This is a genomic window from Sporomusa rhizae (assembly GCF_041428845.1).
Taxonomy (GTDB): domain Bacteria; phylum Bacillota; class Negativicutes; order Sporomusales; family Sporomusaceae; genus Sporomusa; species Sporomusa rhizae.
Genome location: NZ_CP156925.1, coordinates 3480425 through 3504154 on the forward strand (window position 1 = coordinate 3480425; position 23730 = coordinate 3504154).

General features: G+C 41.0%; 25 protein-coding genes and 2 pseudogenes. 10 read left to right on the plus strand and 17 right to left on the minus strand.

Annotated features, from left to right (window positions below; all coding sequences use genetic code 11):
- The first annotated feature begins 137 nt into the window (after positions 1 to 137).
- Together SRRS_RS16435 and SRRS_RS16440 are read left to right on the plus strand one after the other, a co-directional pair.
- Positions 138 to 752, plus strand: coding sequence for a LysE family translocator (locus SRRS_RS16435; RefSeq protein ID WP_371362041.1), 615 nt, complete (start codon positions 138 to 140; stop codon positions 750 to 752).
- A 122-nt stretch (positions 753 to 874) separates the two neighbouring features.
- Positions 875 to 1042 (plus strand): hypothetical protein, encoded by a 168-nt coding sequence (locus SRRS_RS16440; protein WP_371362042.1) that lies wholly within the window; start codon positions 875 to 877, stop codon positions 1040 to 1042.
- A gap of 273 nt (positions 1043 to 1315) precedes the next feature.
- Here SRRS_RS16440 and SRRS_RS16445 read toward each other — a convergent pair whose 3' ends face one another.
- From SRRS_RS16445 to SRRS_RS16460, 4 genes are all read right to left on the minus strand, one after another.
- Positions 1316 to 1960: a plasmid pRiA4b ORF-3 family protein gene (locus SRRS_RS16445; protein WP_371362044.1), complete on the minus strand. Its 645-nt coding sequence runs from the start codon at positions 1958 to 1960 to the stop codon at positions 1316 to 1318.
- A gap of 133 nt (positions 1961 to 2093) precedes the next feature.
- A complete protein-coding gene (locus tag SRRS_RS16450) occupies positions 2094 to 2348 on the minus strand; it encodes a TfoX/Sxy family protein (protein WP_371362045.1) in 255 nt (84 codons plus the stop codon).
- Between the two features lie 198 nt (positions 2349 to 2546).
- Positions 2547 to 2711 carry an LUD domain-containing protein gene (locus SRRS_RS16455; protein ID WP_371362047.1) on the minus strand — a complete coding sequence of 55 codons (165 nt, stop codon included), beginning with the start codon at positions 2709 to 2711 and terminating at the stop codon, positions 2547 to 2549.
- Between the two features lie 27 nt (positions 2712 to 2738).
- A complete protein-coding gene (locus tag SRRS_RS16460) occupies positions 2739 to 3215 on the minus strand; it encodes a hypothetical protein (protein ID WP_371362048.1) in 477 nt (158 codons plus the stop codon).
- Positions 3216 to 3777: 562 nt separating this feature from the next.
- On the opposite strand from SRRS_RS16460, the pseudogene ftsH reads away from it, so the two are divergent.
- Both ftsH and SRRS_RS16470 read left to right on the plus strand, forming a co-directional pair.
- Positions 3778 to 5166, plus strand: a pseudogene (gene ftsH / locus SRRS_RS16465) (ATP-dependent zinc metalloprotease FtsH); the annotation flags it as partial.
- Between the two features lie 360 nt (positions 5167 to 5526).
- Positions 5527 to 6132 carry a cyclodeaminase/cyclohydrolase family protein gene (locus SRRS_RS16470; protein WP_371362049.1) on the plus strand — a complete coding sequence of 202 codons (606 nt, stop codon included), beginning with the start codon at positions 5527 to 5529 and terminating at the stop codon, positions 6130 to 6132.
- 63 nt (positions 6133 to 6195) lie between these two features.
- Here the strand turns inward: SRRS_RS16470 and SRRS_RS16475 are convergent, their stop codons facing one another.
- Positions 6196 to 6414: a hypothetical protein gene (locus tag SRRS_RS16475; RefSeq protein WP_371362050.1), complete on the minus strand. Its 219-nt coding sequence runs from the start codon at positions 6412 to 6414 to the stop codon at positions 6196 to 6198.
- Positions 6415 to 6423: 9 nt separating this feature from the next.
- Entirely contained in the window at positions 6424 to 7263 is an 840-nt protein-coding gene (locus SRRS_RS16480; RefSeq protein ID WP_371362051.1) for a 4Fe-4S binding protein, read from the minus strand.
- A 140-nt stretch (positions 7264 to 7403) separates the two neighbouring features.
- Here SRRS_RS16480 and SRRS_RS16485 point away from each other — a divergent pair, with 140 nt between their 5' ends.
- A complete protein-coding gene (locus SRRS_RS16485; RefSeq protein ID WP_371362052.1) occupies positions 7404 to 8300 on the plus strand; it encodes a LysR family transcriptional regulator in 897 nt (298 codons plus the stop codon).
- Positions 8301 to 8349: 49 nt separating this feature from the next.
- Here the strand turns inward: SRRS_RS16485 and SRRS_RS16490 are convergent, their stop codons facing one another.
- Both SRRS_RS16490 and arsM read right to left on the minus strand, forming a co-directional pair.
- Positions 8350 to 8763 (minus strand): GNAT family N-acetyltransferase, encoded by a 414-nt coding sequence (locus tag SRRS_RS16490; protein ID WP_371362054.1) that lies wholly within the window; start codon positions 8761 to 8763, stop codon positions 8350 to 8352.
- Positions 8764 to 9144: 381 nt separating this feature from the next.
- Complete coding sequence (gene arsM, locus SRRS_RS16495) at positions 9145 to 10113, minus strand: arsenosugar biosynthesis arsenite methyltransferase ArsM (RefSeq protein ID WP_371362055.1); 969 nt, start codon at positions 10111 to 10113, stop codon at positions 9145 to 9147.
- A 670-nt stretch (positions 10114 to 10783) separates the two neighbouring features.
- Between arsM and SRRS_RS16500 the strand changes: the two genes are divergently transcribed.
- Both SRRS_RS16500 and SRRS_RS16505 read left to right on the plus strand, forming a co-directional pair.
- Positions 10784 to 11344 (plus strand): CBO0543 family protein, encoded by a 561-nt coding sequence (locus SRRS_RS16500; RefSeq protein ID WP_371362056.1) that lies wholly within the window; start codon positions 10784 to 10786, stop codon positions 11342 to 11344.
- 249 nt (positions 11345 to 11593) lie between these two features.
- A complete protein-coding gene (locus tag SRRS_RS16505) occupies positions 11594 to 12040 on the plus strand; it encodes a GNAT family N-acetyltransferase (protein WP_371362057.1) in 447 nt (148 codons plus the stop codon).
- Between the two features lie 110 nt (positions 12041 to 12150).
- On the opposite strand, the gene SRRS_RS16510 is transcribed toward SRRS_RS16505, so the two are convergent.
- Both SRRS_RS16510 and SRRS_RS16515 read right to left on the minus strand, forming a co-directional pair.
- Positions 12151 to 12495 (minus strand): antibiotic biosynthesis monooxygenase, encoded by a 345-nt coding sequence (locus tag SRRS_RS16510; protein WP_371362058.1) that lies wholly within the window; start codon positions 12493 to 12495, stop codon positions 12151 to 12153.
- An 89-nt stretch (positions 12496 to 12584) separates the two neighbouring features.
- Positions 12585 to 13310, minus strand: coding sequence for an L-2-amino-thiazoline-4-carboxylic acid hydrolase (locus SRRS_RS16515; protein WP_371362059.1), 726 nt, complete (start codon positions 13308 to 13310; stop codon positions 12585 to 12587).
- A 187-nt stretch (positions 13311 to 13497) separates the two neighbouring features.
- Between SRRS_RS16515 and SRRS_RS16520 the strand changes: the two genes are divergently transcribed.
- The gene (locus SRRS_RS16520; RefSeq protein ID WP_371362061.1) at positions 13498 to 14196 is read left to right on the plus strand and encodes an ArsR/SmtB family transcription factor; all 699 of its coding nucleotides are present in this window, start codon (positions 13498 to 13500) and stop codon (positions 14194 to 14196) included.
- A 648-nt stretch (positions 14197 to 14844) separates the two neighbouring features.
- Here the strand turns inward: SRRS_RS16520 and SRRS_RS16525 are convergent.
- On the minus strand, positions 14845 to 15372 hold the full coding sequence (locus SRRS_RS16525) for a TetR/AcrR family transcriptional regulator (protein ID WP_371362062.1): 528 nt from the start codon (positions 15370 to 15372) through the stop codon (positions 14845 to 14847).
- 196 nt (positions 15373 to 15568) lie between these two features.
- Between SRRS_RS16525 and SRRS_RS16530 the strand changes: the two genes are divergently transcribed.
- Positions 15569 to 16780, plus strand: coding sequence for an alpha/beta hydrolase family protein (locus SRRS_RS16530; protein ID WP_371362063.1), 1212 nt, complete (start codon positions 15569 to 15571; stop codon positions 16778 to 16780).
- Between the two features lie 133 nt (positions 16781 to 16913).
- Positions 16914 to 17978, plus strand: a complete 1065-nt coding sequence (gene rsmH, locus SRRS_RS16535) for a 16S rRNA (cytosine(1402)-N(4))-methyltransferase RsmH (protein WP_371362064.1) — start codon at positions 16914 to 16916, stop codon at positions 17976 to 17978.
- 368 nt (positions 17979 to 18346) lie between these two features.
- Here rsmH and SRRS_RS16540 read toward each other — a convergent pair whose 3' ends face one another.
- From SRRS_RS16540 to SRRS_RS16565, 6 genes and pseudogenes are all read right to left on the minus strand, one after another.
- Complete coding sequence (locus tag SRRS_RS16540; RefSeq protein WP_371362066.1) at positions 18347 to 18715, minus strand: cupin domain-containing protein; 369 nt, start codon at positions 18713 to 18715, stop codon at positions 18347 to 18349.
- Positions 18716 to 18754: 39 nt separating this feature from the next.
- A pseudogene (locus SRRS_RS16545) lies at positions 18755 to 19120 on the minus strand (C-GCAxxG-C-C family protein); the annotation flags it as partial.
- Between the two features lie 18 nt (positions 19121 to 19138).
- Positions 19139 to 19261 carry a hypothetical protein gene (locus tag SRRS_RS16550; protein ID WP_371362067.1) on the minus strand — a complete coding sequence of 41 codons (123 nt, stop codon included), beginning with the start codon at positions 19259 to 19261 and terminating at the stop codon, positions 19139 to 19141.
- A gap of 107 nt (positions 19262 to 19368) precedes the next feature.
- The gene (locus tag SRRS_RS16555; protein WP_371362068.1) at positions 19369 to 20619 is read right to left on the minus strand and encodes an MFS transporter; all 1251 of its coding nucleotides are present in this window, start codon (positions 20617 to 20619) and stop codon (positions 19369 to 19371) included.
- A 152-nt stretch (positions 20620 to 20771) separates the two neighbouring features.
- Positions 20772 to 22082, minus strand: coding sequence for an MFS transporter (locus tag SRRS_RS16560; RefSeq protein ID WP_371362069.1), 1311 nt, complete (start codon positions 22080 to 22082; stop codon positions 20772 to 20774).
- Positions 22083 to 22510: 428 nt separating this feature from the next.
- Positions 22511 to 23725 (minus strand): mandelate racemase/muconate lactonizing enzyme family protein, encoded by a 1215-nt coding sequence (locus SRRS_RS16565; protein WP_371362070.1) that lies wholly within the window; start codon positions 23723 to 23725, stop codon positions 22511 to 22513.
- Positions 23726 to 23730 lie beyond the last annotated feature (5 nt).

A 23730-nucleotide genomic window follows, 5' to 3' on the forward strand; every position in this document is an offset into this window, starting at 1 on the left:
TAGACTCCTAACATACCTGGATGATTATAATGCTTTATAGTTATGTCCGAGCTTGCTCCCTTTATTCGCTTGTGTCTGTCAAGTATAATTGGTCCCCTCCTTAGCAATACTGATATAGTGTTGAGGAGGCACCAGCCATGTACTACATCCTCTTTTTAAAGTGTGTTATCAGTGGATTTCTTCTTGCCGCCCCAATTGGTCCGGTAAATCTTATTTGCATAAAGAGTACACTAAGCAAAGGACGTATATCTGGTCTAATTGTAGGGCTAGGAGCAGCAACCGCCGACGCTCTGTATGGATATGCTGCTGCCGCCGGACTAAATTTTTTAATTTCGTTTATCAATCAATATGAAACTGCCTTCCGATGGGGAGGTGGAATGTTTATCGCATATCTTGGTTGGAAAACATTTCAGTCTGTGCCGCCAAGTCCGTCTATCGATAAAGAAACTACGAAAAACTTGTATAAAGTGTTCGCTGGGATATTTCTACTCACGCTTACAAATCCGATAACTATTTTCTCTTTTATTGCCACCTTTTCTTCCTTAGGTATTGCCATATTAGTAACCTCCTTGCCGAAGGCAGCTTTAGCGGCTCTTGGGGTTTTTCTTGGCTCCTTACTCTGGTGGATTATTCTCACAAGTGCGATCTCCTTCTTTCGTGACAAAGTTACGCCGAAAACCATAAGCTACATAAATAAGCTTGCGGGTGCGCTAATTATCTTGATAGGAATTGCCTCAATAAAAATTAAGTAAAAGAAAATCCTTTATCCAAAAGATCGTACTTCATTTCACAACATTATTCGTGTATAATAAATCAAGTAGATCAAGTTACCTTTCCATTTCTAGCTCACTTATAAAAGGGAGGGGGTGAGCTTGTGTTCAAGAAACTGCCGTTTTACCTGTCGATGGCAATTATCAGCCCACTGTTTACTGTGTTTTTGTTTTTGCTGATTTTCACGTCACCGATATGGTATATCCTTACATTACCATATCACATCAGCCGTCGTACTCAGACTGAAGAAGCCGTTGTACCTGTAAAATAGCCCTACAAAGCTCTTTCGTTGTTGATTCGTAATAGTTTACGGATAAATGACAAAAGAGCCTTGTTCTTTTCAACCCCCAAAAAAGATCCGCCCCGATTCTCCCTGATACTTCCCTTAAAGACCGCAAGGGTCTAAATTTGCCTTGGCAGCATTTTTATTTTTCTGCCAAACATAACACCATATCCCTTTAGGTCAGCAATAGCTGGCTATGGTAAAAGCAGGGCAAGGATTATTAAAAAATCCTTGCCCTGCTTTGTTTGTGATATATAACTTTCATTTCACCTTCTTAATCTTCAACCAAGTCTTGAGAAAATTATTTCTTAAAGCAATGTCAAACGGCCGATAATGCTGGCTTTCTCCCCATTGACGCAATTCTTCATGCTCTGGATGCTTAGGATCATTCCAGACACGAAGAAACTCCTCGTAACCCGGAAGTCCGCCCACATCCTCAGGTGGACAGGCGCCCTCACCTTCAATAATTGTCGGATAGCCAAATGCATAATCATCAATGATTTGCTCAAGCTCAATTTTGTGCTGCCAATCATCACCGAAGTCATAAACGTAAGTAATCGTACTATATTTATCCAGATATTGATCAATTTTTACTGTCTGCGGCTGCCTTATCGCCGTTTCAAGTGTTCGCGCAATAAACCCATACGGATCATTACGCTTGGTCAGCGCTTTGCCCTTATATTTTTCTTGATAAAACTTAAACTGTTCATAGGCTTCTTCATCATTTGTGATGCGAAGCTTTTCCTGCGGAAACTCGAACCCATATAAATGGCTGTCCCACCAATCCATAGAAAACTGGATCGTGTCATGCAACCGTTTAAAAGTTACATCTGCCGGAATAATGACCCGACGCCAAATAAGAGGCTTTGAACCAATCAACTCTACTTTAATTTGGTATGCTCTCATCAACATTCACCTCATCAGCACACTCTCTCAAACAGCAAAATGCAAATAAATAGTTACTGCCGCCCATATAGGTTTCCTTTTTGATCGCGCCGCCTCATCTGGGGCATAAGGACAGCATCTTCTCACTATTCTTTTATAAACTTTGGAAAAATGCTTTTAATTCCTGTTTGATATCAACAGACAGAAATTTATCCGGAATGCCAAGGATTGCGCCCTGTATCCCGTACAGCATGTGCAAGCAGGCGCCGGGGTCACGCTGGCGACGGATGCACAAAAACGCTTCCTTCGCGCCAATTTTCTGAAGCTGCTCCGGTGTTTCAATGCCGACAGCCAGCAGATTTTCTTCCAGCACTTTGCCCACGTTGGGCAGTTTTGATAATTTGCTCAAAACGCATCCCTCTTATCACAGTTCGTTTTGTCCACGTTCAAGTCCTACTAAAGATGATAACTGATATTATTTCTTTCACACCAGCTAATGGCCAATATCCTGCAATACTCCTTTACGATAACTATATCATACAGAATCACAGAGACAGTCGTTTTTTATATAAATATATCATCTTCAAACATTATGCGTTTCGACGAACTAATAACCGTAACTCCCCCCCACAATGATTACCTTGATTCGATTCGGATTAAACTGCCGCTTAATCACAACAAAATCGTTGCAGATTCGATCTTCACTTTGGCAGTCGACACAGTAGCCAACCGTAGTACACGGTGTCTTTTTATTTAATCTTTTGGCATCCATGGGGGCCGCGTGAGGGATATGATCCGTTTACTTGTTTATTAGCTCATCAATCTCGCTAAGATGTAATTTAAAATGTCTTAGATAGTCTATAATCATTGCTCTTAATGACACACGTTTATTGAGTGCAGTAATCCATTCATTGTCTAATTTATCCATATTAACATTATTAATTACATGAACAATATGGAGATTCGAATATTTCCATAACTGAACTAAATCATACCAATTTTCTGCTTGATAATTCTGAATCGCAACCCATCTATCATTATTGCCGAGATTCGCATAATCCGGATAAATCAAAGGATTAGGTTGATATTGTAAATGAATTATCCGATGGGTATTGTTAGAAGATGAATCGACCATATGTCCAACAGTCTCCTTGATTGTCCAGCTTTCATTATTTGGTCTAAAAGATATTGAATCTTCCGAAAGAGCCAAAAGTTTTGGTTCCCATTCTTCAATCAAATTTAAGAGTTCCTGATTATTCTCCATAAATTCACCCATGTTTTAACCTCCGTTATCAACTTTTCTAAGGTCACTTCACGGCTCAAAAGTACCGGGAATTACCTGCATTAACTTCTATATTGTTAAACTTTGTCTATGCCTCTAAGACAGTGCTAAAAATCAAATATGTTGCAAAAGTATAATTACAGCAATTATACCAAAATTTTATAAAAAGTGTAAAAGTTTTATCAAAACCAGTGAAATGCTATACTGTTCTTCTAATATCATCAATTATTTCCAGTATTGCTTTCTCATTATCTTTTGAGCCAAAATAACTCCCCAGCCATCTTCACCCGAGGTAGGTTCTACGGAACTTGCCTCGAGTCTTTTTATTTCCAAACTTGAGCACGGTGGAGTAAGATATTTGCATAATCTGGTTACAGATATGATTCAATGTTATGTCACATCTACCAGGTAATTCATATACTAAATACAAAGGATGTGCTATATGCTTGTCAATTTTGCAGATTTTGGCAAAGATACCTCCGGTAGTGACGATAATAATTTTCTAAAACAATAACATCCAAGAAAGGGTGTAGTCATTCAAATGGCAAACAGAATAAGCAAAGCTAAATTGCGTAAAAATGACAAAAAAAGCCCCGTTTCCTTTAAGGATGTCGCCGGAGCAGTGGAAGCAAAGCAAGATATGGAGGAAATTATAGAATTTCTCAAGCACCCAAAAAAATTCCGTGAAATCGGGGCGAAAGTTCCGAAAGGAATATTACTTTACGGACCTCCGGGTACGGGTAAAACCCTTCTGGCTCGCGCAGTAGCCGGCGAGGCCGGAGTGCCGTTTTTTAGTACAAGTGCGTCGGAGTTCGTGGAAATGTTCGTTGGTGTAGGTGCCTCCAGAGTTCGCGACCTTTTCAGACAAGCCAGGAAAAAAACTCCAAGCATTGTATTTATCGATGAGATTGATGCTGTTGGCCGGGAACGCGGAACGGGATTAGGGGGCGGACACGATGAACGTGAACAGACACTTAACCAGCTTTTAGTCGAAATGGATGGCTTTAATGCCTCACAAAGTATTATTATTATCGCCGCAACTAACCGTCCGGACATTCTTGATCCGGCCCTCCTGCGTCCAGGCCGTTTTGACCGTCGAATTTTCGTAGACAAACCGGATGCCAAAGGCCGTGTGGAAATCTTAAAAGTGCATACGATAGGAAAACCTTTAGCCGAAGATGTTGATCTAGAGGTCATATCCCGCCGTACCGCCGGTTTTACCGGAGCCGATATTGGCAATCTCGTAAATCAGGCGGCGATTCTTGCTATTCGATCGTGTAAAAGCCGAATTACTATGAACGATTTGGAAGAAGCGATAGACCTTGTTGTCGCCGGCCCGGAAAGAAAGAGCCTGGTTATGAGCGAAAAAGACAGAATGATCGCCGCTTATCATGAAGCTGGCCATGCTTTGGTAACACTACTTTTAGAGCACGCCGACCCGCTTCACAAGGTTTCGATAATCCACCGCGGAGTTGCTGGCGGTTATACTCTTACTCTTCCGCGGGAAGACCGCTATTTCATAACCCAGTCCGAACTCATCGATAAAATAAAAGTCTTCCTCGGCGGCCGGGTTGCCGAATGCGTTGTATTGAATGAAATTAGCACTGGTGCCCAGAATGACCTTAAACAGGCTGCCGAAATTGCTCGGAAAATGGTCTGCGATTATGGTATGGGAAAATCAATTGGGCCTATTACTTACGGGCAGGGTGAAGAGGTTTTTTTAGGGCGGGATATTGCCCGCAAGCGTACCCATAGCGAAGAGATTTCCTTCAGCATCGATAAAGAAATTCGTGACATTATCAAAGGTGCTTATGGTGAAACAGAGGAAATTATCCGAAACCATATCGAGGAGCTCCATCACATCGCGAAGGCGCTATTAAAAAATAATACGCTGGATGGTGAACAGGTCCGCGAACTAATGAAATGGGACACTTTTACAAGGTGATGCGACTAACATATGAAATTGGACTATAGTCCAACAAAGATCACTATGTAAAAATAGCCATAATTTACTTTTTAAAGTAAGTTATGGCTATTTTCTCTACCTGTATATCCTGCTATTATTACATAACAAAAGTTCCGCCGTTAGTGTGTTACGGGTGGCGCGCCTCTCCCTATCAGTTCAAATGGGAACGCCGCTTAAGTTGTGCTACGATTTATTAGGGCTATTAGCAAATAAGGTAACTATATCTTTATTAGTAGTTTTTTCCGTTCGCATGATTATTGTCACTGAATTATTAGAGAATAAAGTGTATGATGTAGATATGGAAATTATTCTGATTATATTTAGAAGGTGGATGATAGGATGCTGGTAGATTTAAGTATTAGTGACTTTGCTAAAAAGGTTTCTACTGCTAAACCAGTAGTACCGGCAGGTGGTTGTGTTATAGCGTTGTCAGGGTTAATGGGTATTAGCTTACTGGAGATGTCAGTAGACTCAGCTTCCGGTCACCCCACTGGTGAGAAATATCCAGATTTTTTTAAGGATACAAAAATTCTTTTAGCGAAATTACATGCAGAAATATCATCCTGTATCGAAGGAGATGCAGTTGCTTACCAGGGCGTACTTGACGCTTATAAATTGCCAAAGGATACTCCTGCAGAAATTTCAGAACGTAAGGCGAAAATTCAAGCTGCAGCCTTATCTGCTATTGAAGTGCCTTTAAAAATAAGTGGAGCCTGCTTAGCAGCATTAGAGCCCGGAATTGCCATGCTACCCAAAGTAAAACATGGTGTACTCGGCGACTTAAAAATCGGCCTATTAGTGCTTAAGACTGGTGTTGAAGGCTCACTTGCTGCGGCAAGAATTAACCTATCTTTGCTACATGAAAACACACTCACAGAGAAGTTTAATGCTAGGATTAACGAACACCAGGTTAGATTTGATGCTTTAGTAGCCGGACTTAAATAGGCCTAAAAAAATAAGTCAGGACTAAAGGCGTCGCCGCCTAGTCCTGACTTATTTTATATTGTTTTATTTCAAAATTGCTTGGAGATCGTTTTCTGGAGTAGTAATAGGATGAAGATCAAACTTGGACACTACGATGTTAAGTACGTTTGGCGACAAGAATGCAGGTAACGAAGGGCCGATGTAAATGTTTTTGATGCCGAGTGCTAAAAACCAGCCTCGTATTCTTGTTCTATTTTGATGTTTTCTGTAAGAGAACCGCGCGTACAATGAATAACGGCCCACTTCATGCTATTACCGTACCATCGGCAGAGGAATTTTACTCTCACACGGAACACCTGTCTGACATTTTCCGCATCCGTATCTAGGGGCATATTTTTCAGCTGTTGTTCCTACAAATGCACAACAGGTAGGATGATCTTTTCCTTCTTCCAACGAAATCGCCCCGGTAGGGCATTTCTTCACACAAGCGCCGCAATGGCTGCAATATTCGTAAATGTCCCGGTAGTTTCTCGTATCAGGCGTCAATTCCAAATCGGTAATAAGGCTGGTAAATCTTCCAGCCATACCTTTTGAAGTGATAAGACCTTTAGAAAGTCCAAAAGTACCCAAGCCGCAAACAAAAGCGACATGACGCTCCGACCAATTACTGGTAAAAGATGCTTCGGGATGTACTGTAGCAGAATTGAATGCGCTTTTGGACCAGAATCTTTCATCAAGGGAAGGGGCTACCCCTTTATACCCCGCGTCCTGCAACACCGATTTTATATAGATGGCAAACTTATTGATAAACTCCTGCCCTTCAATACGGGCATGCAGCCATTCGTCAGAGGGCCAAACCTTGTCTCTATTATTGGTAGTTTTGACTTCTTTAGTGAATGGGAAGAAAAATGAAATGACGGTTTTAGCCTCCGGCAGCCATTGTTGCGGCAATAGAAAATGCTCACCGATGGCAGTGTTTTTTTTCAACTCGTTAAAGTAACGGTCAGTTGCTGAACCGATCGCACAAAGCGGTTCCTCAAACATTTTCAAGCCGACTACTCGCGGTGAAATAGCAATTTCTTCTGCCACATAATTGTATTTGGATGCTTCTACAAACTGTGCGGCTACTGTACAAATAGTTGTCTTATCCATCAAATCACCCTATTCTATTTATATTGGGGTATTAAGGTTTGCAAAGATACCGTATGTATACTATACTGTATTATATTATATAAGTAAAATTGATAGTTATAATAAAAACAATTATAAATTGCAATATCGGCGGTGTAACAATGGATATTAAACATCTGAAAACTTTTCTGGTGGTACATAAGGCAAGAAGTTTCAGCAAAGCTGCCAAACTTCTTGGCTATGCCCAGCCGACAGTTACCATGCATATTCAGGTTTTGGAAGATGAATTTAAGATAAAGCTTTTTGAAAGGCTGGGACATACAATTAAAATAACCAGCCAAGGAGAACAATTACTCTATTATGCAGAAAAGATACTGGCGTTTTCTAATGAAGCCGTTTCGGTTTTTGCGGAAAAGGAAAATGGATTAGGCAAAATTACGATAGGAGCCAACCAATCCTTTAGTGTTGCCCGGTTACCTGGTATATTGAAATCGTTTATGGAGGAGCATCCCCACGCAGATATTAGCATGAAGTTCGGTACTGTTCAGGAAATCCATGCGCAAATACAAGAAAATATAGTAGATGTAGCTTTCTTCCTGACAAAAAAATTACAATATCCTGATTTAGTTATAGAAACATTATTTTCAGAGTCGGTGGTAGTGGTTGTCGCTCCCCATCATTCTTTTCGCAGGAAAGAAACGGTCGGTTTGTACGATTTTCAAACTGAAAATCTGATAATCACCCAAGAGAATTGTCTGTATAGGGCCATGATTGACGAGTTATTACGTGAATCCGGAGTGCAGCCACGTTCAGTCATTGAAATCAACAATATGCAAGCCATAAAACAACTGGTCATGAGCGGATTGGGCATCACCGCGTTACCACGTAGTACCGTTGAGTACGAGTTGAAGCAAAACCTACTGGCAGAAGTATCTTGGGAAGGCCCACCCATAAACGTTTTTACGCAAATTGCGTATCATAAAAATAAATGGCTATCCCCTACCATCGTAAATTTCTTGGAAGAGACGCGCAGAATGTATTCGGGACAGTCCGTTTAAATTCTTTTGTGACCATCTGTTTTGGAAACAGATGGCCAATTTTGTATTGTTATAGAATTTTTTCCATACAGATATGCGGACAATTTTCATCCATATAGACTTCCCCCTTGATAACATATCCATATTTGCTATAAAAAGACTGCGCTTGGACTTGTGCCGATAAGGATATTTTTTTCCCACCTTCAGATAAGATGTTTTTCTCTAATACCTCCAAAATAAATTGTCCCAAATGCTTTCCTCTATGTGCTTTTAAAACTGCTATTCTGCCAATAATATACGTATTTTTTTCTTTGTCTTTATAATATCTGCAGACAGCTACGGGCATATCTTTTTCATAAAAAACTATATGTATCGCATAATTATCAATTTTGTCAAACTCATTCTGAAAGCCTTGTTCTGATACAAATACCTCTTCTCGAACTTTTTTTGCATCTAGCGATAGATACTTCAATTTTTTATACATAAAATCTCCTCCTTAAAACAATAAGGCATTGAAAACCAAACCTTATAATGCAATAAATTGCACCGTACCTACGGTTTGATTTTCAATGCCCTTAAAGTATTTTTTATCCGGTGATAAAAATACAAGCAATATATTAATTTTAAGCATATGCTATCAAAAATCACTAGACCTGTCAAGAAGGAACGAAGGAGCAGCAGAGCATTCCCATGCAAATCACCATAAATTTAACAAGAGTTAACTTTTTCTGCCGTTACCAATAGTACTGCTTCTCCGCATCGGATCAAACGACAAATATTTGAATGAAAATATCGACAGGAGTCATAATCAAAACGATCAATCTCAATAGAAGGAAACAGAACGAACCGTCCCCCGGTATCCTTCTTAACAGCAGCCGCCACCAGAATACTGATAAGTCGGCTCTGTAACAAAAAGATCTCTTCTTTTCAGTGCTCTTAGATTATTTGCCGTTTTCTGGCAAACTGGTAATGGCACATCCCGCTTAATAATGTGGCCTTTTTCGTCGTCAAAGTATTCATTTGTTCCCACATATATAGCGGTTTCGCCCGCAAAAACGCACGCTCCGTCCACAGGAATAGAATTTTTGTAGGCTACAAGATCAATAGATTCCAACAGTATATCCTCTCTTACATCGTAGCGCTCTTTGTCCAAGACTCGGAATGGACGTCGTGCTCTTACTTCAATTGTACCAAACCCTACGCCAATAATCTTATTTAGATATTCTTGATAAGACAAAGCTCCAGACAGACACATAGCCCTTAACCGTTCGTCTTTTCGTAAGTGGTTAGGTATTGGCTTAGTTGTTATTGGGTCCGATATATAAAGTCTGCCACCCGGCTTTAAAACACGGTATATTTCTGCAAGTGCCTTCGATAAGTCATCTTGTTCGAAAATGTTAAACAGACAATTCTGGGCGGCAACGTCTACGCTTTTATCTTCTACAGGCAGACTAAGGGCGTCACCTTGTACCAAGTGAATAAAATCCGGATGGAACCAATCATTCATTTTCACCGCAAGGTTAAAATTCATCCTGGCTTTATCGAGCATTTCGGAAACTTTATCTACAGCAATAACTGCCTTGGGTCGACGAGTAAAATAGGCAAACTGCAGCGCTTCTAGTCCTCCTCCCACACCTATGTAAAGAATGGTTTCTTCTGAGCGCAGATCACCGAAATGAACCGTTGTACCACAACCGTAATTCATTTCCTGCATCACGCCTGGAATAGTCAACCCCGGCAAGACGCGTGCCTGGCTGCTAACACAACATAGGCCTGCATGAGGTGTCAAAGCTGCTTCTTTATACAACTCTTGTGCAGTATCTAAATAACCCATACTTACCTCCATCATCTTTCCTTATCATGCTATATGACTAATACACACAGTAGATTAATGCAAATATCATGCCAAGAATACACAAGTCCTTTTGTCCCATGTTAAACCTTAAATAACCGCACTCTCCACGATCGTGGGAAACTACCCTGGATTATATAACAGATGTAGGAACCAAATACTGTGTAAATTGGCGTGAATTTAATGTTACATCTTAGTTACAATATGGTACAGTTTGGTACAATATTTATATGTTTAGAGAAAATTTACCAATACGTATTTTTTTGCACCCAACTCACATTCTCTAGAGGGTTGTTGATTCCTTTTTTGTTAAAGATACCGTTATACTTACCTATTGTGAGTTATCTTCTAAGGCTAATTGCCGGCGCTTAACTGAGGTAAGTGACTAATCTTGAGCCGGGTGTCACTTCCCGGATATACTATTATTTATCACTCGCAAAACCATTGCCACCGGGCCCAAATCATAACCATACAATTTTATAGATGCTATATGGATCTTAATACATTATGTTTCCTTTTGTTCAGTGTTATATTTATTGGATTTTTCGTGCTGGAAGGTATTGATTATAGCGTCAGTATGCTGCTTTCTATTAAGTATGACTGTCACACCTTAATAACATAAGTACTCAATTTTAATTTAGGAGGATATACAATGAATGAAAATGAGGTTTTTCAGAAACTAATCGATTTACACTCACTTTACATACAATCTCGCTATGCCCATTGGTTACAATACGAGCTTTATACTTGGCAGTGGTGGCTTTTAATAATATGTCCAATTGCATTTTGGCTTTTATGGATAAAAGTTGTTGACAGAAAAAAAATAATTGAAATTCTTCTGTATGGTCTATTAATCTTCATTTTTACCACCGCCATGGACGCTATTGGGATTGCTTATCTGTTATGGGATTACCAGATAAAAACACTTTCTAAGCTACCTCACATTTTTTCACTAGATACCGCAGTATTCCCGGTGATATATATGCTTATTTATCAATATTACCCACGCTGGAACACTTATCTTACGTCAATCGTTGTGATGTCCGCAGTGTTTTCTTTTGTCGGCGAGCCGTTCCTAGCATGGATAGGAATTTATATTATGCTAAAATGGAAGTACGTTTATTCTTTTCCGGTTTTCATAGCGATTGGAATTATTTGCAAAGTATTTGTTGACTGGCTTGTCTCAATTCGGCAAAAAAACTACCTCATGTAAGAGGTGCTAACATGAAAAGAAAAAACACCCGTCTGAATAGATTCTTCCATTCCGATTTTCGAGGAGAATAAATTTCGCAGCAAGCATAGGAAAAGAGTACTTTCCGATACTCGTTACAAAGTCTACAAAATCGTGTGAAATATAGCGGGAAATGTAGTATAATTTTTTGATAACAATGAAAGCTGATATAAAGAAAATTTATATAACATCTATTTAAACAAGAATTTAAAGGCGAAGGATAGGATAATAATGGAACTTACAGTAAAAAGATTTGAAGAGTTGACAGCCGAGGAACTGTATGAAATTCTTAAGATAAGAGTTGCCGTGTTTGTTGTTGAACAAAACTGTCCTTATCAAGAGATTGATAACAGAGATAAACAATCATTCCACGTGTATCTGAAAGATGATGACGGAATACAGGCATACTTAAGGGTTGTTGATAAAGGCGTGTCCTTTGATGAGGTATCAATCGGCAGAGTGATTGCCTTGAAAAGACGGTGTGGCATAGGCAGCAGAATTCTCTCGGAAGGGATAAAGGTTGCAAAGAATAAGTTGAAAGCAGCTACTATAAAAATAGAAGCACAGACATATGCAAAAGAACTTTATGAAAAGCAAGGATTTAGACAGGTTTCAGAAGAATTCCTTGAGGATGGAATCCCTCATGTTCAGATGATACTTGATTGTAATTTAGAATAATGATTTATAGCGTTAGCCGGCGGAGGTTAAAAGCACAAAATTCTTGACAGGTCACTAAACTTAAAGCCAATACCAATAAGCCTAAAGTCAATAATGAAGTGATGGAGAAACTAGCCAAATAACCTATTGGAATCTTCCGGAGCGCCTGACCGTTCGCTATTGCTATAACTGCGAAGTTGAGACGCAATTGTAATGGTGTAGCTTTCAAACATCGAATCATGTCCCTGTCGCTGACTCATACGATGTTCTGTTTGGTTACGCCATTTACTTACCGACTCCTCGTTTTCCCAAACAGACAGGCTAAGCAGCTTCCCTTCATTTACAAGACTGGAAAAGCGCTCTGAACGTATAAATCCTTCACTTTTTACGAGCTCATTTTTAAGATTAGCGGCTAAGGCAAGATAACCATCCATATAACTCTTTTTTATTGTAACTTCAAATAAAACCAATATCATTACGTACACCTGCTTTTTATATATTTGAATCTATTTCTTTTCCGGTTAATAGTAACTACCTCTAATCAAATGAATATATCTCATCATAATCAAACGATCATAAAATTTTTCTTTGCTTCTATACGGATTAGATCAGCTTTTTCTTTTGAAAAAATCTCTGCATATGCTTCCAAACTATTATCAATTATAGTATTGCCAGCGATAAGCCCGTGGTCCAAATATATAGTCCTTTGTAAAGTGGATAATAAATGTCCTGCTTGATAAAGGAATTTCTTTGTTATATTTGATAAATTACGTGTCCTTTTCTCCATAATGGCATCAAACTCAGCTTTATCGTCAAAGCTGCAATTTATCCACTTGAAGTTGCAACAAGTATCACCATCAGCTAAAACCTTATCCATTTCAAGCTGTAGTTGCGGGTTAAAACCATATAATATATTTTTGTCTATTCCCGCACAGTATATGGGACTGTATTTTTCGAACCCGTATTTCTTCCAAGTATCGTACCAACCGCAACGGATTGTGCTTGTTTGGTACATAGGTGCGTATGCGTTAATTTCTACTTTGTTCCAACCTTCGCTATCGAACAGTTCCGCATAGCACAGGTAATTTTTAATTGTCAGTTCATCACCATTCTCCAGACATCTTTTAGCACTCCTTAAACCTCGTTCTCTGGCCATGATGATTACTCCCTCCCCGCAGGTTTCCAACCCTTTATCGCCAAGAATTTCTTCACTGAATTTAGCAATCAATCCAAATAAAACCGCATGGTCGTCAATATAAAAATCAATCTCGTTATTTTTAATGTTGCTCATACTATTCACTCCTTATTTTTTAAATACTCCAATATACAAAATTGCATTGAGTGGCTGCCCTATCATGGATTCCCATAATTATTGCACCTCCAGCATATTTTTCAATATTTTGTTCTGTCATTATTGTAACACGGCAATAATTCGACTAAAATCGAAGTATGAATGTTATATATGGAGGGTAACAAATATGATGTTAAGCCCTGATCTTAAGGCGATTGCCTCTCTCATCGGTGATCCTTCACGTCTCGCCATGCTTCTAAATTTGCTCGGCGGAAAATCCTTACCTGCAGGCGAACTGGCCCGTTCCGCCCGGATATCGCCCCAGACTGCCAGCACACATCTCGCTAAAATGGTAAATGGAGGTCTCCTGATTCAAGAATCTTTCGGTCGGCACAAATATTTCCGGCTTGCAAGCAGTGAGGTTGGACACGCTTTAGAGGCTCTTCACACGATTGCACCTTCCAGACCTGTTCGCTCACTTCGCGAATCAAATGAAGTACACGCTTTACAGTTTGCCCGAACCTGCTATGACCATTTAGCAGGTAAAATCGGTGTTGCCTTGACAGATAGGCTGCTTGAAATGAATTTCATTAAAAAATCAGGAAAAGAGTTTACCTTAAGTGCAGCCGGTAAGGCAAAATTGCAGGCTTTTGGAGTAGATGTCGAAAAAAGCAAAAAAAGTCGGCGCTGCTTTGCATGTCAATGTTTGGACTGGAGCGAACGCCGGTGTCATTTGGCAGGCAGCTTAGGAGCATCACTTACGAGGTGCTTGTTTGAACTCAAATGGATAGAAAGATTACCTAATGGTCGTGCCGTGCGTATAACCGATGCAGGTATCAAAGGATTATTCGAGGAATTTGGGTTAAGTGTAATCGCCGAACAGTAATTCCTTCCACCCTTGCCAGTTCCATAAAAAGGACCCAAAGCATTAGTTAGCTTTAGGTCCAACCCATTGTATGTATATTTGAAATTTTATTTAAGCAAGTGTTTTCTAACCACGTCCAGTGAAACATATTCCACAATTTTTCACAGCCCATGAAATTTTTCTTCCGCTCTCTCAATTCTGCTTTGACATCAATTGACTCAGAAAAAAATAGCATTTTCCCTGTACCAGACTTCCTCCCCGCCCGGTCAACAAGGAAACAGAACGAACCGTCCCTTTGTATCCTCCCTTTGTATCCTCTTATTAAAACCGGAATAAGAGGAAAAGTCCTTTTTCTAATTGACAGCGGCGTTACGGATATTGAAAAATGTGCCTTAGCTGTGGCAGCTTTAAGGTAACTATAGTATTAACATTAAGCAAAACCGCCCCTACCCTCGACAGTCTGAGGACAGGGGCGGTTATCATTTTTAAAGTGTGAATCCTTTACGTATCCCAAAATGCTTGAAGCAATGTATTGAGCCTATTTCCATCTGAACACCGGGGATATTCAGTTTGTGCTTTTGAAAAAATCTTCAGAATAAAAATATGAAGGTCAAATAGCTGTTGTAACATTATTGCAATTATTTAAAAACCATTTTCCTTGATCCATCGCTATTCGATTGAAGCACTCCGCTTAAAATTTTTCATCACGCCATCATTCATAAGGCTCCACAGAAGCTGTACCATCTTTTCGATATCCGGGTTTTCTTCCCGTGTAAAGCAATACGTCATCACCCCAAGGAAAGCGGATATCGAATATTCCAACGTGCATTCCAATATAAAGTCATCCGCACCGGGTGATTGAAGGTGCGGCCGTAACAATGCTTTGTATACGTTTTTAATCTTTTCTTTAAAAACGGGATCGCCGTTTTTCCCTAATAGGACAACAAAGTACTTTTTGTTCCGGCTGTACACCTCGGTAAGGTGTTTGAGTGGCAGATGAACGCCCGTTTCCGTTATGATGTTTTGGTGCTTTTCTATATCCGGTAAAATGGAGGCTTCTATTTGCTCCAGCACATCGTAGACATCGGTAAAATATTCATAAAATGTGCTTCGGTTGTATCCGGCTTTGCCGACGATCTCCCGCACTGATGTTTTCGCAATTCCTTCTTTGCTGTACAGGTCCCAAAACGCCTCCATCAAGTTTTTCCTCGTTTGCGCTGTAATTTCAGAATTATGCTTCATCTAAACTATCACTTTCCCTTTTCAAAAATCCGACAGTCCCGCCATGATTAACGGTTGATGGCGGACGAATTAAAGCTTACACTATCATTATACAACATGTTGTAGGAAAATCGAATACACAAAATAAAGAACAGCGAAAGGGAGATAACTTATGAAGAATGTAATATTCAAAAACGATTCGTTTGCTTTCGAGACTTTAAGGTTGCTCAGCGAAACGGCATACGGTATGGCTGATATCGGGGAGGTCCTCACCACCGCAGAGAAAATAACGGAAGGCGATGATAACAGCTGGTGCAAGGAGTGGACTGGGACGGCAAAAAGGCTCCACGCGGCTGCGGACGATTATTTTAAAAACGGGCATCCGGTTAGCGCAAGAAAGACATATCTGCGGGCCTACAATTATTACCGTTCAGCGGAATTTTATCTGCACGGAAACCCAAATGATCCAAGGATCACCGAGCTGTCCGAAGCGAGCTTCGCCTGTTTTGCAAAAGTGATGGAACTGAACAACCCGGTAATTGAACCGGTCAAAATTCCCTATGAAGGAACAACTCTGCCCGGGCATTATTACAAGTGCCAAAAAGCATTGAAACTGAGCCCCGTGCTGATCTTAATGACCGGTTTTGACGGTACGAAAGAAGAACTGTACGGAATGGCCATGGCCGCCCTGGAACACGGCATGAACTGCCTCGTATTTGAGGGGCCGGGGCAGGGCGAGGCCTTACACCGGCAACACCTGTACTTTCGGTACGACTATGAGGCGGTCGTGACACCCGTCGTAGATTTTGTCCTCTCCCTTGATGGCGTCGACCCTGGTAAAATCGTTTTGATGGGCGTAAGCCTGGGCGGATATCTGGCACCCAGAGCGGCTGCCTATGAGCATCGCCTTGCTGCCTGCGTCGCAAACGGCGGCGTATACAGCTTTTCAGACACCCTTAAAAACCTATTGCCCGATAGCCGTTTTTTTGACATGGCCAGTACCGACCCGGACAAACTCAATCAAAGCTTTGACAAAATGGTAAAAACCAATCCCACGCTCAAATGGGGTTTTGAGCACGGCATGTTCGTCTTTGGAGTCGACACCCCTGCTCAATTTCTTTTGAAGATAAAAGACTTTAGCATGGAAGGCGTCGCGAAAAAGATCCAGTGCCCCACGCTCATCGTGGATGCCGAGGAGGACAAGATGATGTCCGGTCAGGCAAAGCCGCTTTACGACGCACTTATCTGCGAGAAAAGCTTTATGTTGTTTACTTCGGAGGAAGGCGCGGGCGAGCATGGCCAGTGCGGAGCCAAGTTGCTTGCAAATGAGTACATCCTCTCATGGATCGATGAGCGACTCTTGAATTCCGCGTCAGGTAAATAAAACGATACCACTCGCTTGCTTCGCCATCCTGAAAATTAGAAGTAAGCTGTTGGAGTTGCTTTAGTAAATTGTACCTGCTATCATATAATTTGTAACAAAAGTACAAAATATATGATAAAAATGAGGGAATCGAATGGCCCCAGATCACACATTGGATGAGCAAGAGCCCAAATATCAGCGGCGTGTTCGCTATAAAGGCACTCACCCTAAGAATTTTAAAGACAAATATAAGGAACTGCAACCAGAGCGATATGCTGATGATGTGGCAAAGATTATTCAGAAGGGCAATACTCCTGCTGGTATGCATATTTCAATTTGCGTTAAAGAAATATTGGAATTCTTACAAATTACACCAGGACAAACTGGTTTAGATGCAACATTAGGTTATGGTGGCCATACTATAGAGATGCTTAAATGTTTAAATTCAAAGGGGCGCTTGTATGCAACTGATGTAGATCCTTTTGAATTACCGCGCACCAAAGATCGTTTAGAGCGTTTGGGTTATGGCCCCGAAATTTTAGAGATCAAGCAAATGAACTTTTCTAAAATAGATCAAATCATTCCCGAATCAGGGCTATTTAATTTTGTTTTGGCAGACTTGGGTATTTCTTCTATGCAAATAGACAATCCTGAAAGAGGGTTTTCATTTAAGTATGAAGGGCCATTAGACTTAAGGCTTAATCCGAAAGCGGGTTACTCTGCAGCAAGTCTTTTAAAGAAAATATCGCTAGACGAATTACAAGAGATGCTGATAGAAAATGCTGATGAGCCTCATGCCGGGGTAATCGCTCGTGCTATTATTTCCAACATTCGAAAAGGAATTATTATATCGACAACAACTGAGCTTCGAAATATCATCAAAGATGCTCTGAAATTTGTTCCACACGTCAAGAAAGATGATATTAAAAAATCTTGTCAACGAACCTTTCAAGCATTGCGAATTGATGTCAATAAGGAGTTTGAAGTGTTAGACGAATTCTTAGAAAAACTTCCTGATGTCATGACGCCCGGTGGGCGCGTTGCCATACTTTCATTTCATTCAGGAGAAGATCGTCGCGTAAAAAAATCCTTTAGACAATATTTTCGTGAAGGTGTTTATCGTGAAATAGCACCCGATCCTATTCGGGCATCAGCAGAAGAATGTCATATCAATAATCGTGCTCGATCTGCCAAATTGCGGTGGGCAATCAAATCATAAGGTGTAATGGACCGCACAACATCTGCCTGAAAGATAAAATTCTTTTAACTGGATTTCGTCATGTACGAAATCCAGTTTTTTATGCGTTTTTTTCGAGCAATTGTCGGTATAGTGATTTAGATATGAAACTCAGGGACGGTTTAAAGTGTACCCTCTTTATTCGAAGTGTCAATCTTCTACTTATCCCAAAATGCTTGAAGCAATGCATTGAGCTTATTTCCGTCTCGCGCTTCCCGGGGATAACGCCAGTGTCTCGACCCGTTATCTGTGAATTATAAACAAATACAGGTTATTAGAGAAAATAACTCTAATAACCTGTATTTGTTACTACTACTATACCCTGCTTTTTATTTTTCTTTTGCTGAAAACTAAATCAGAGCTGGAAAAAACACGTCATGAATGAGCAATTCTTCTCTAACGCCATAAATTTTATGACGTACTCCTTTGGGTACTCTAACAGCCACTCCTGGGATTAATGGAAAATCGCCAACACCGTCAATCCACATAATTGCCTTGCCAGATAAAGGGAAAAGGACATCATCTTGATTCGCATGAATATGTTCTGGCACTTCTACTCCCGGTGGCACCTTGACTAGCATACAGGTAACGTCTAAACAATGCTCTTTTTGGGAAATATAGGGTTTAATTTTTACCCCGGAGGCAGTCAAATGATTTTCCCAGGGAATCCGGTCCAGATAACGCCATCCTTCTGAGGATGGTTTTTTCAATTCTGACATAACAATACCTCCAACATTAATTAATCCGGAAACTCTAGCTTAAAACCTTTTGTCCCGTAGATAATCAGACAGCAATTCAGCCGTATTGCCGGTAATCTTTATACAATTGCGTAAATGCTCTTTACTATCAAAAGAATGGGGATTAAGAGCGCGGCAACAGGTTGCACCAAATTTTTCCCGGAAAAAATCATGAAACTCTTGAGCACTTGTATAAATCGGATTTCTACTCTGCTCTTTATTATCGCGCCCCTGAATCATTCCAAGGACTATAATACTGCCAGCTAAAGCACCACAAAGACAGCCGGCATGTCCAAGGCCTCCTCCGCCAAAGCCACTCGCCATCCTCAAAGCTTCATCGGAAATATCCGGCTGCATAGCATTACGAAAAGCCCTAACAATGGCCTCGGCGCAATTATAGCCTTCTCAAAAATTCTGGCCGGCAGCTTGTTTCATAAAATCTTTGTCGACAACGTGTCCCTGCGGTACAAGACTATCACCCTGTCTTACGTTTTCCATTTTTGATTCTGCATTATATTGTTTTGTCATATTTGTCTCCTCCTTACTGATTAATAGTAAGCATCGTTTTTAATGGTGAAACAGTATATATATCTTATTTCTTCAGGATGTTGCGGCAGATTGTGCCTCGGTACTTCCTACCTTTTCCCACTAGCCATCTGCCATGATTCCGGATGGTTACGCAGCAGCAACATACACACACCGCCTAAAAAAGGACCAATAGCCAGGAAAGAAAATGCCCACCCCCAATTGTAATGATCTACGATCAATCCAAATAAACGCGGAGTAATTATAGTGATGCCAAAACCGAGTACAGACTGCAATCCTAAGGCAGACCCCATGGCATAGGCTGGCACTAATTCAGTAAGTCCAGCTTTGTATATAGCCGAATCGGCTACAATAAAAAAACCATATATAAGACCAACTATGATTAACAAATACAAAGAAAATTCAGCTAGCCATCCGAAAAGTAAAGCACAGCATCCGCTTATAAGCATTAGTGTTGTGGCAGAAAGACACCGACCATATTTGTCTGACACCCAGCCTCCCAATCCGGGAGAAATGGCTCCCATTGCAGTACAGGCCGCTGCGATTCCCCCTCCGTAACCTATAGCAACGGAAGTTTCATATCCATGAAGCGTGAAAGCGTAAGTCATATAGGCGCCGAGCCACCCCCAAAAAGCATACAGTTCCCACATATGGCCTATATAACCCGTTATAATTAACCAAAAAGCCTTGCTGGCTAGTGTAAAAGCAGATTTATTTTCTACTTTAACCAACGCTGCCGTACCAAAAGACGTCTTTTTTTCGTCTACGAAAAAAAATACCACTAATGCTGATGGAAAAGCCCAAATTGTTGTCCAGAACAACCCTGTTTGCCATGAATATGCCACTGCTAAGGCGGAGGCAAGATAGTAGGCACCCGCATAAGCAAATACAGTAGAGCAAGTAAAGATGCCAATAATTCGCCCCCTGTCCTTTCCCGGATACCATGAGCTAAGGATTTTTATCCCTGGTATATAAAGCCCGCCTTGACCTAATCCGGCTAAAGTCCGCCACAAAAGTGCCGATTGATAGTCATAAGCAAAAAATACAAATCCGAGACCAGCTAGCCCGGTCTCAAACGCACTGAGGGCAAAAATCAAACGACCGCCATATCTATCTGTGAGCCAGCCGGTAAATATCACGGCTATGACGTAGCCTAATTGGAAGGCTGATAGTAGCGCACCTGCCTGATCGTTGGATATCGACCATTCCGCACGAAGAATAGGGATTATAGCTGCAAAATTATACCAAATCAGCATTGCGCCAATTTGACAAAGGCAAAGAATGTAAAGGGTTCGGTTTTTTTTATTGTCTTCAGTCAGTTTTTCTCCCCCCAGTCTCATTGTCTTTAGCTATTACTTAATCAGTCATTTTCACAAACACAAGAAATGCAGTCAATTTGGCTAGCAAATTAACTACATTTCTCACAAATTAGTAGTCCGTCCGATGGCGGTGAAGCTCTACACCGGGCAAATACGATAATGATGAAAAAATGTTATATTTTCCTTAAATACAACAAAATTGCCATAATACAACCCACAACACTACAGCCGATGAGGTAAGACAGTCCGCCTGCATAAGTGCCAGTAAAAGCGATCAATCCTCCGATAGCCACAGGCGCTAATGCTGAAACCCCATTCGACAGTCCATTCATTAAACCGGCCGCAGAGGCAACTCCTTTACTGGGAACAACGCTTTGCATCACTGTCCAAGAAGCAGGACCTCCCAGTCCAACAGCCCCTCCCCCCAGAACCATAAACGCTGCGGCAATATTATTATCCGCGATTTGTGTCGCAAAAAAGACACCCACACCGACTCCGACCATTTCAAAGATCAGGATTAATGATCTCCGCGGCAGTTTATCGGCAAGATATCCGGATAAAATTTTTGTCCCGACTGCGAGAACAAAAGGCAGGGACGACAAAATCCCCATAGCCGTCCACGAGAATCCTCTGGCCTCTTTAAAATAGCTTGGCAGCCAGGTCATAGTACCAAATAAGATCGAAACATGCATCATATAGAAACAAGTCAACAACCAAAAATTACGATTATCAGCGAATGATTTGAAGGCAGCAACAATGCCCTGCTTTTCTTCGCCTGCCTGTTTTTCTCCCGTGGCAGCCGCTTCTTTTGCTTGACCTGCCTCAATGTACTCTCTTTCCAGTTGGTTTGTGCGTTTACTTTGGCTTGGACTGTCGGCCGTATACCACCATACCAATAACAACGGAACGAGACTCAGGGCAGCAAGAATAAAGAAACTCATACGCCAGCCAGAAAGATGAATAATCCAAGTAAAAAACGGCATGGCTATGGCCGGTGCTACAGCCATACCTGTCTGCCATACGGCATTAGCTTTTCCCCGTTCCTGTGGCGGAAACCACTGTTTTATAAATTTACTCTGCATGGGAAAGTGCATAGCTTCGCCTAATCCAAGCAGTACCCGTGAGATGGTGATTATTGCGTATGTCGGCGCCAAGCCCCCGATTACCATCGAAATAATCCAAATAACAATACAGACTGCCATAGCCTTACGGGGCCCAAAAATATCGCCTAAGGGACTGAGTATTACATTACCGACACCATAGGCAATTAAGAATGTTGTCATCAGCATTCCTTTTGCCACCGCACCTGAGATGCCCATTGCAGTTAAAAAAGCTGGATCAACCACTAGAACCGAAACATTTACCCGATCCAGGTAAGAGAAAAAAACTGCGAGAAATAAAATGGCTGCCAGCAGCCAACGCTGGTTGGTAGGCTTTGCTTGGGCACTAATTTGAGTACCAACATTTGTCTGTTCCATGCTCATTGTCTATCTACATCCTTTCCCATCTATTTATTTGATTTTAAACAAAATCCGTTTCAAATCTAATGGCATAAAAACTCCGGTAGATAGTACTGTAGAAATTGGTTATAGGAGAAGATATGCGTTTGCTATTTCACACTCTCCACAATTGATGTTTTCATATTGTATCTTCTGTCAATTGTCAAATCCTGCTGGTACACCAACACCATAGGCTAAGCCGCCTTCGCTAAAACCCGTTATTCCTGAACTATAACCCATTGTTTAGGAAACGCTAAAATTCAGTTGTTGGAAACTAAAATAAGCGGAAAACCTAAACAATGGGCTACTCAGGTTTAGAAAAAGTAAGATTTGAAATTAAATAATGGAACCGCCTGTGAAAGCATAGTAGGTAGTGCAGGCTATGATCAGCCAAAGTTCACGTTCATTTGATTTCAACCATAAGTTTTAGCAGCAGCTACTGTAACAATTGTAGATTTAGCAATTGCTTCAGGTGTCAATTCCTGACCAATTCCGGGCAGATCAGGAACTTTGTATTTACCATTAACAGGCTGATAATCGTATAGGCATGTTGCCCGGCTTTCAGAATTTAGAGCTCTTTGATGATGCTCGTGAATAATGAAGTTTGGAATAACTGCTTCTATTTGCAGAGCCGCAGCTTTAGAAATAGGACTTCCGCAAACATGAATCTGAACAGCGCAATCATATGTATATGCCATATCACAAATTTTCTTTGCTTCGGTAATACCACCACAAAGACAAATATCCGGCTGAATAACATGAAGAGATCTATTTTCTAAGAACTCTCGGTAACCAAATCTTGTATAGATCCTTTCACCAGAAGCTATAGGGATATTAACATTGTTTTTAACTTCCAGCATTGATTTTGCATTCAATGGGTGACACGGTTCTTCATAATAGAATATCCGCAGATCTTCAAGGGCTTTACCGATTTGAATCGCTGCTACTGTATCAGTATTCGAATGGTGCTCGATAATAATATCCAAATCATCGCCACCGGCTTTACGCATCGCTGCAACCCGATCATACACGGTCTTAATGACCTTGTTCTCCAAAGGCCCGGTAATCTTCCAGGGTCCTTTGCCATCCGGCTGATTGCTTAAGACAATCGGATCAACTTTAATAGCGTCGTAGCCTTCAGCCATGGCAACTTTGGTAACCTCTGCATATTCCTCGGGCTCAATAAGTGCTTCTTTGGTAAGGTTAGAGCCCCAATTAAACTGCAGTTGACTAGCGTACGTGCGGAGGTTGTCATTCGTTTTTCCGCCTAGTAATTGCCAAACCGGAAGATTAAACGCTTTTCCTTTAATATCCCACAGGGCGATGTCAATACCACTGATACCGGCATTGACGACAGTTCCACCGCCCATACCCCAGAATGTTTTTCTAAATAGTTTTTCCCAGATCTTTTCGATATTCAAGGGATCTTCTCCGATAATAACCTCAGCAAAGTCCTGCACCATGCCAAAACCAGCCCGCCATCCCTTACCGTAGGCAAGGCCAACTTCACCGAAACCGCTGATGCCTTCGTCTGTATTAACACGTACAATAACCGGGCACCAGGCTCCCCTTGACGCACCAGAATTTCCACTTGGAACCTGCATCACATCAACACTAACGATTTTCATAAATA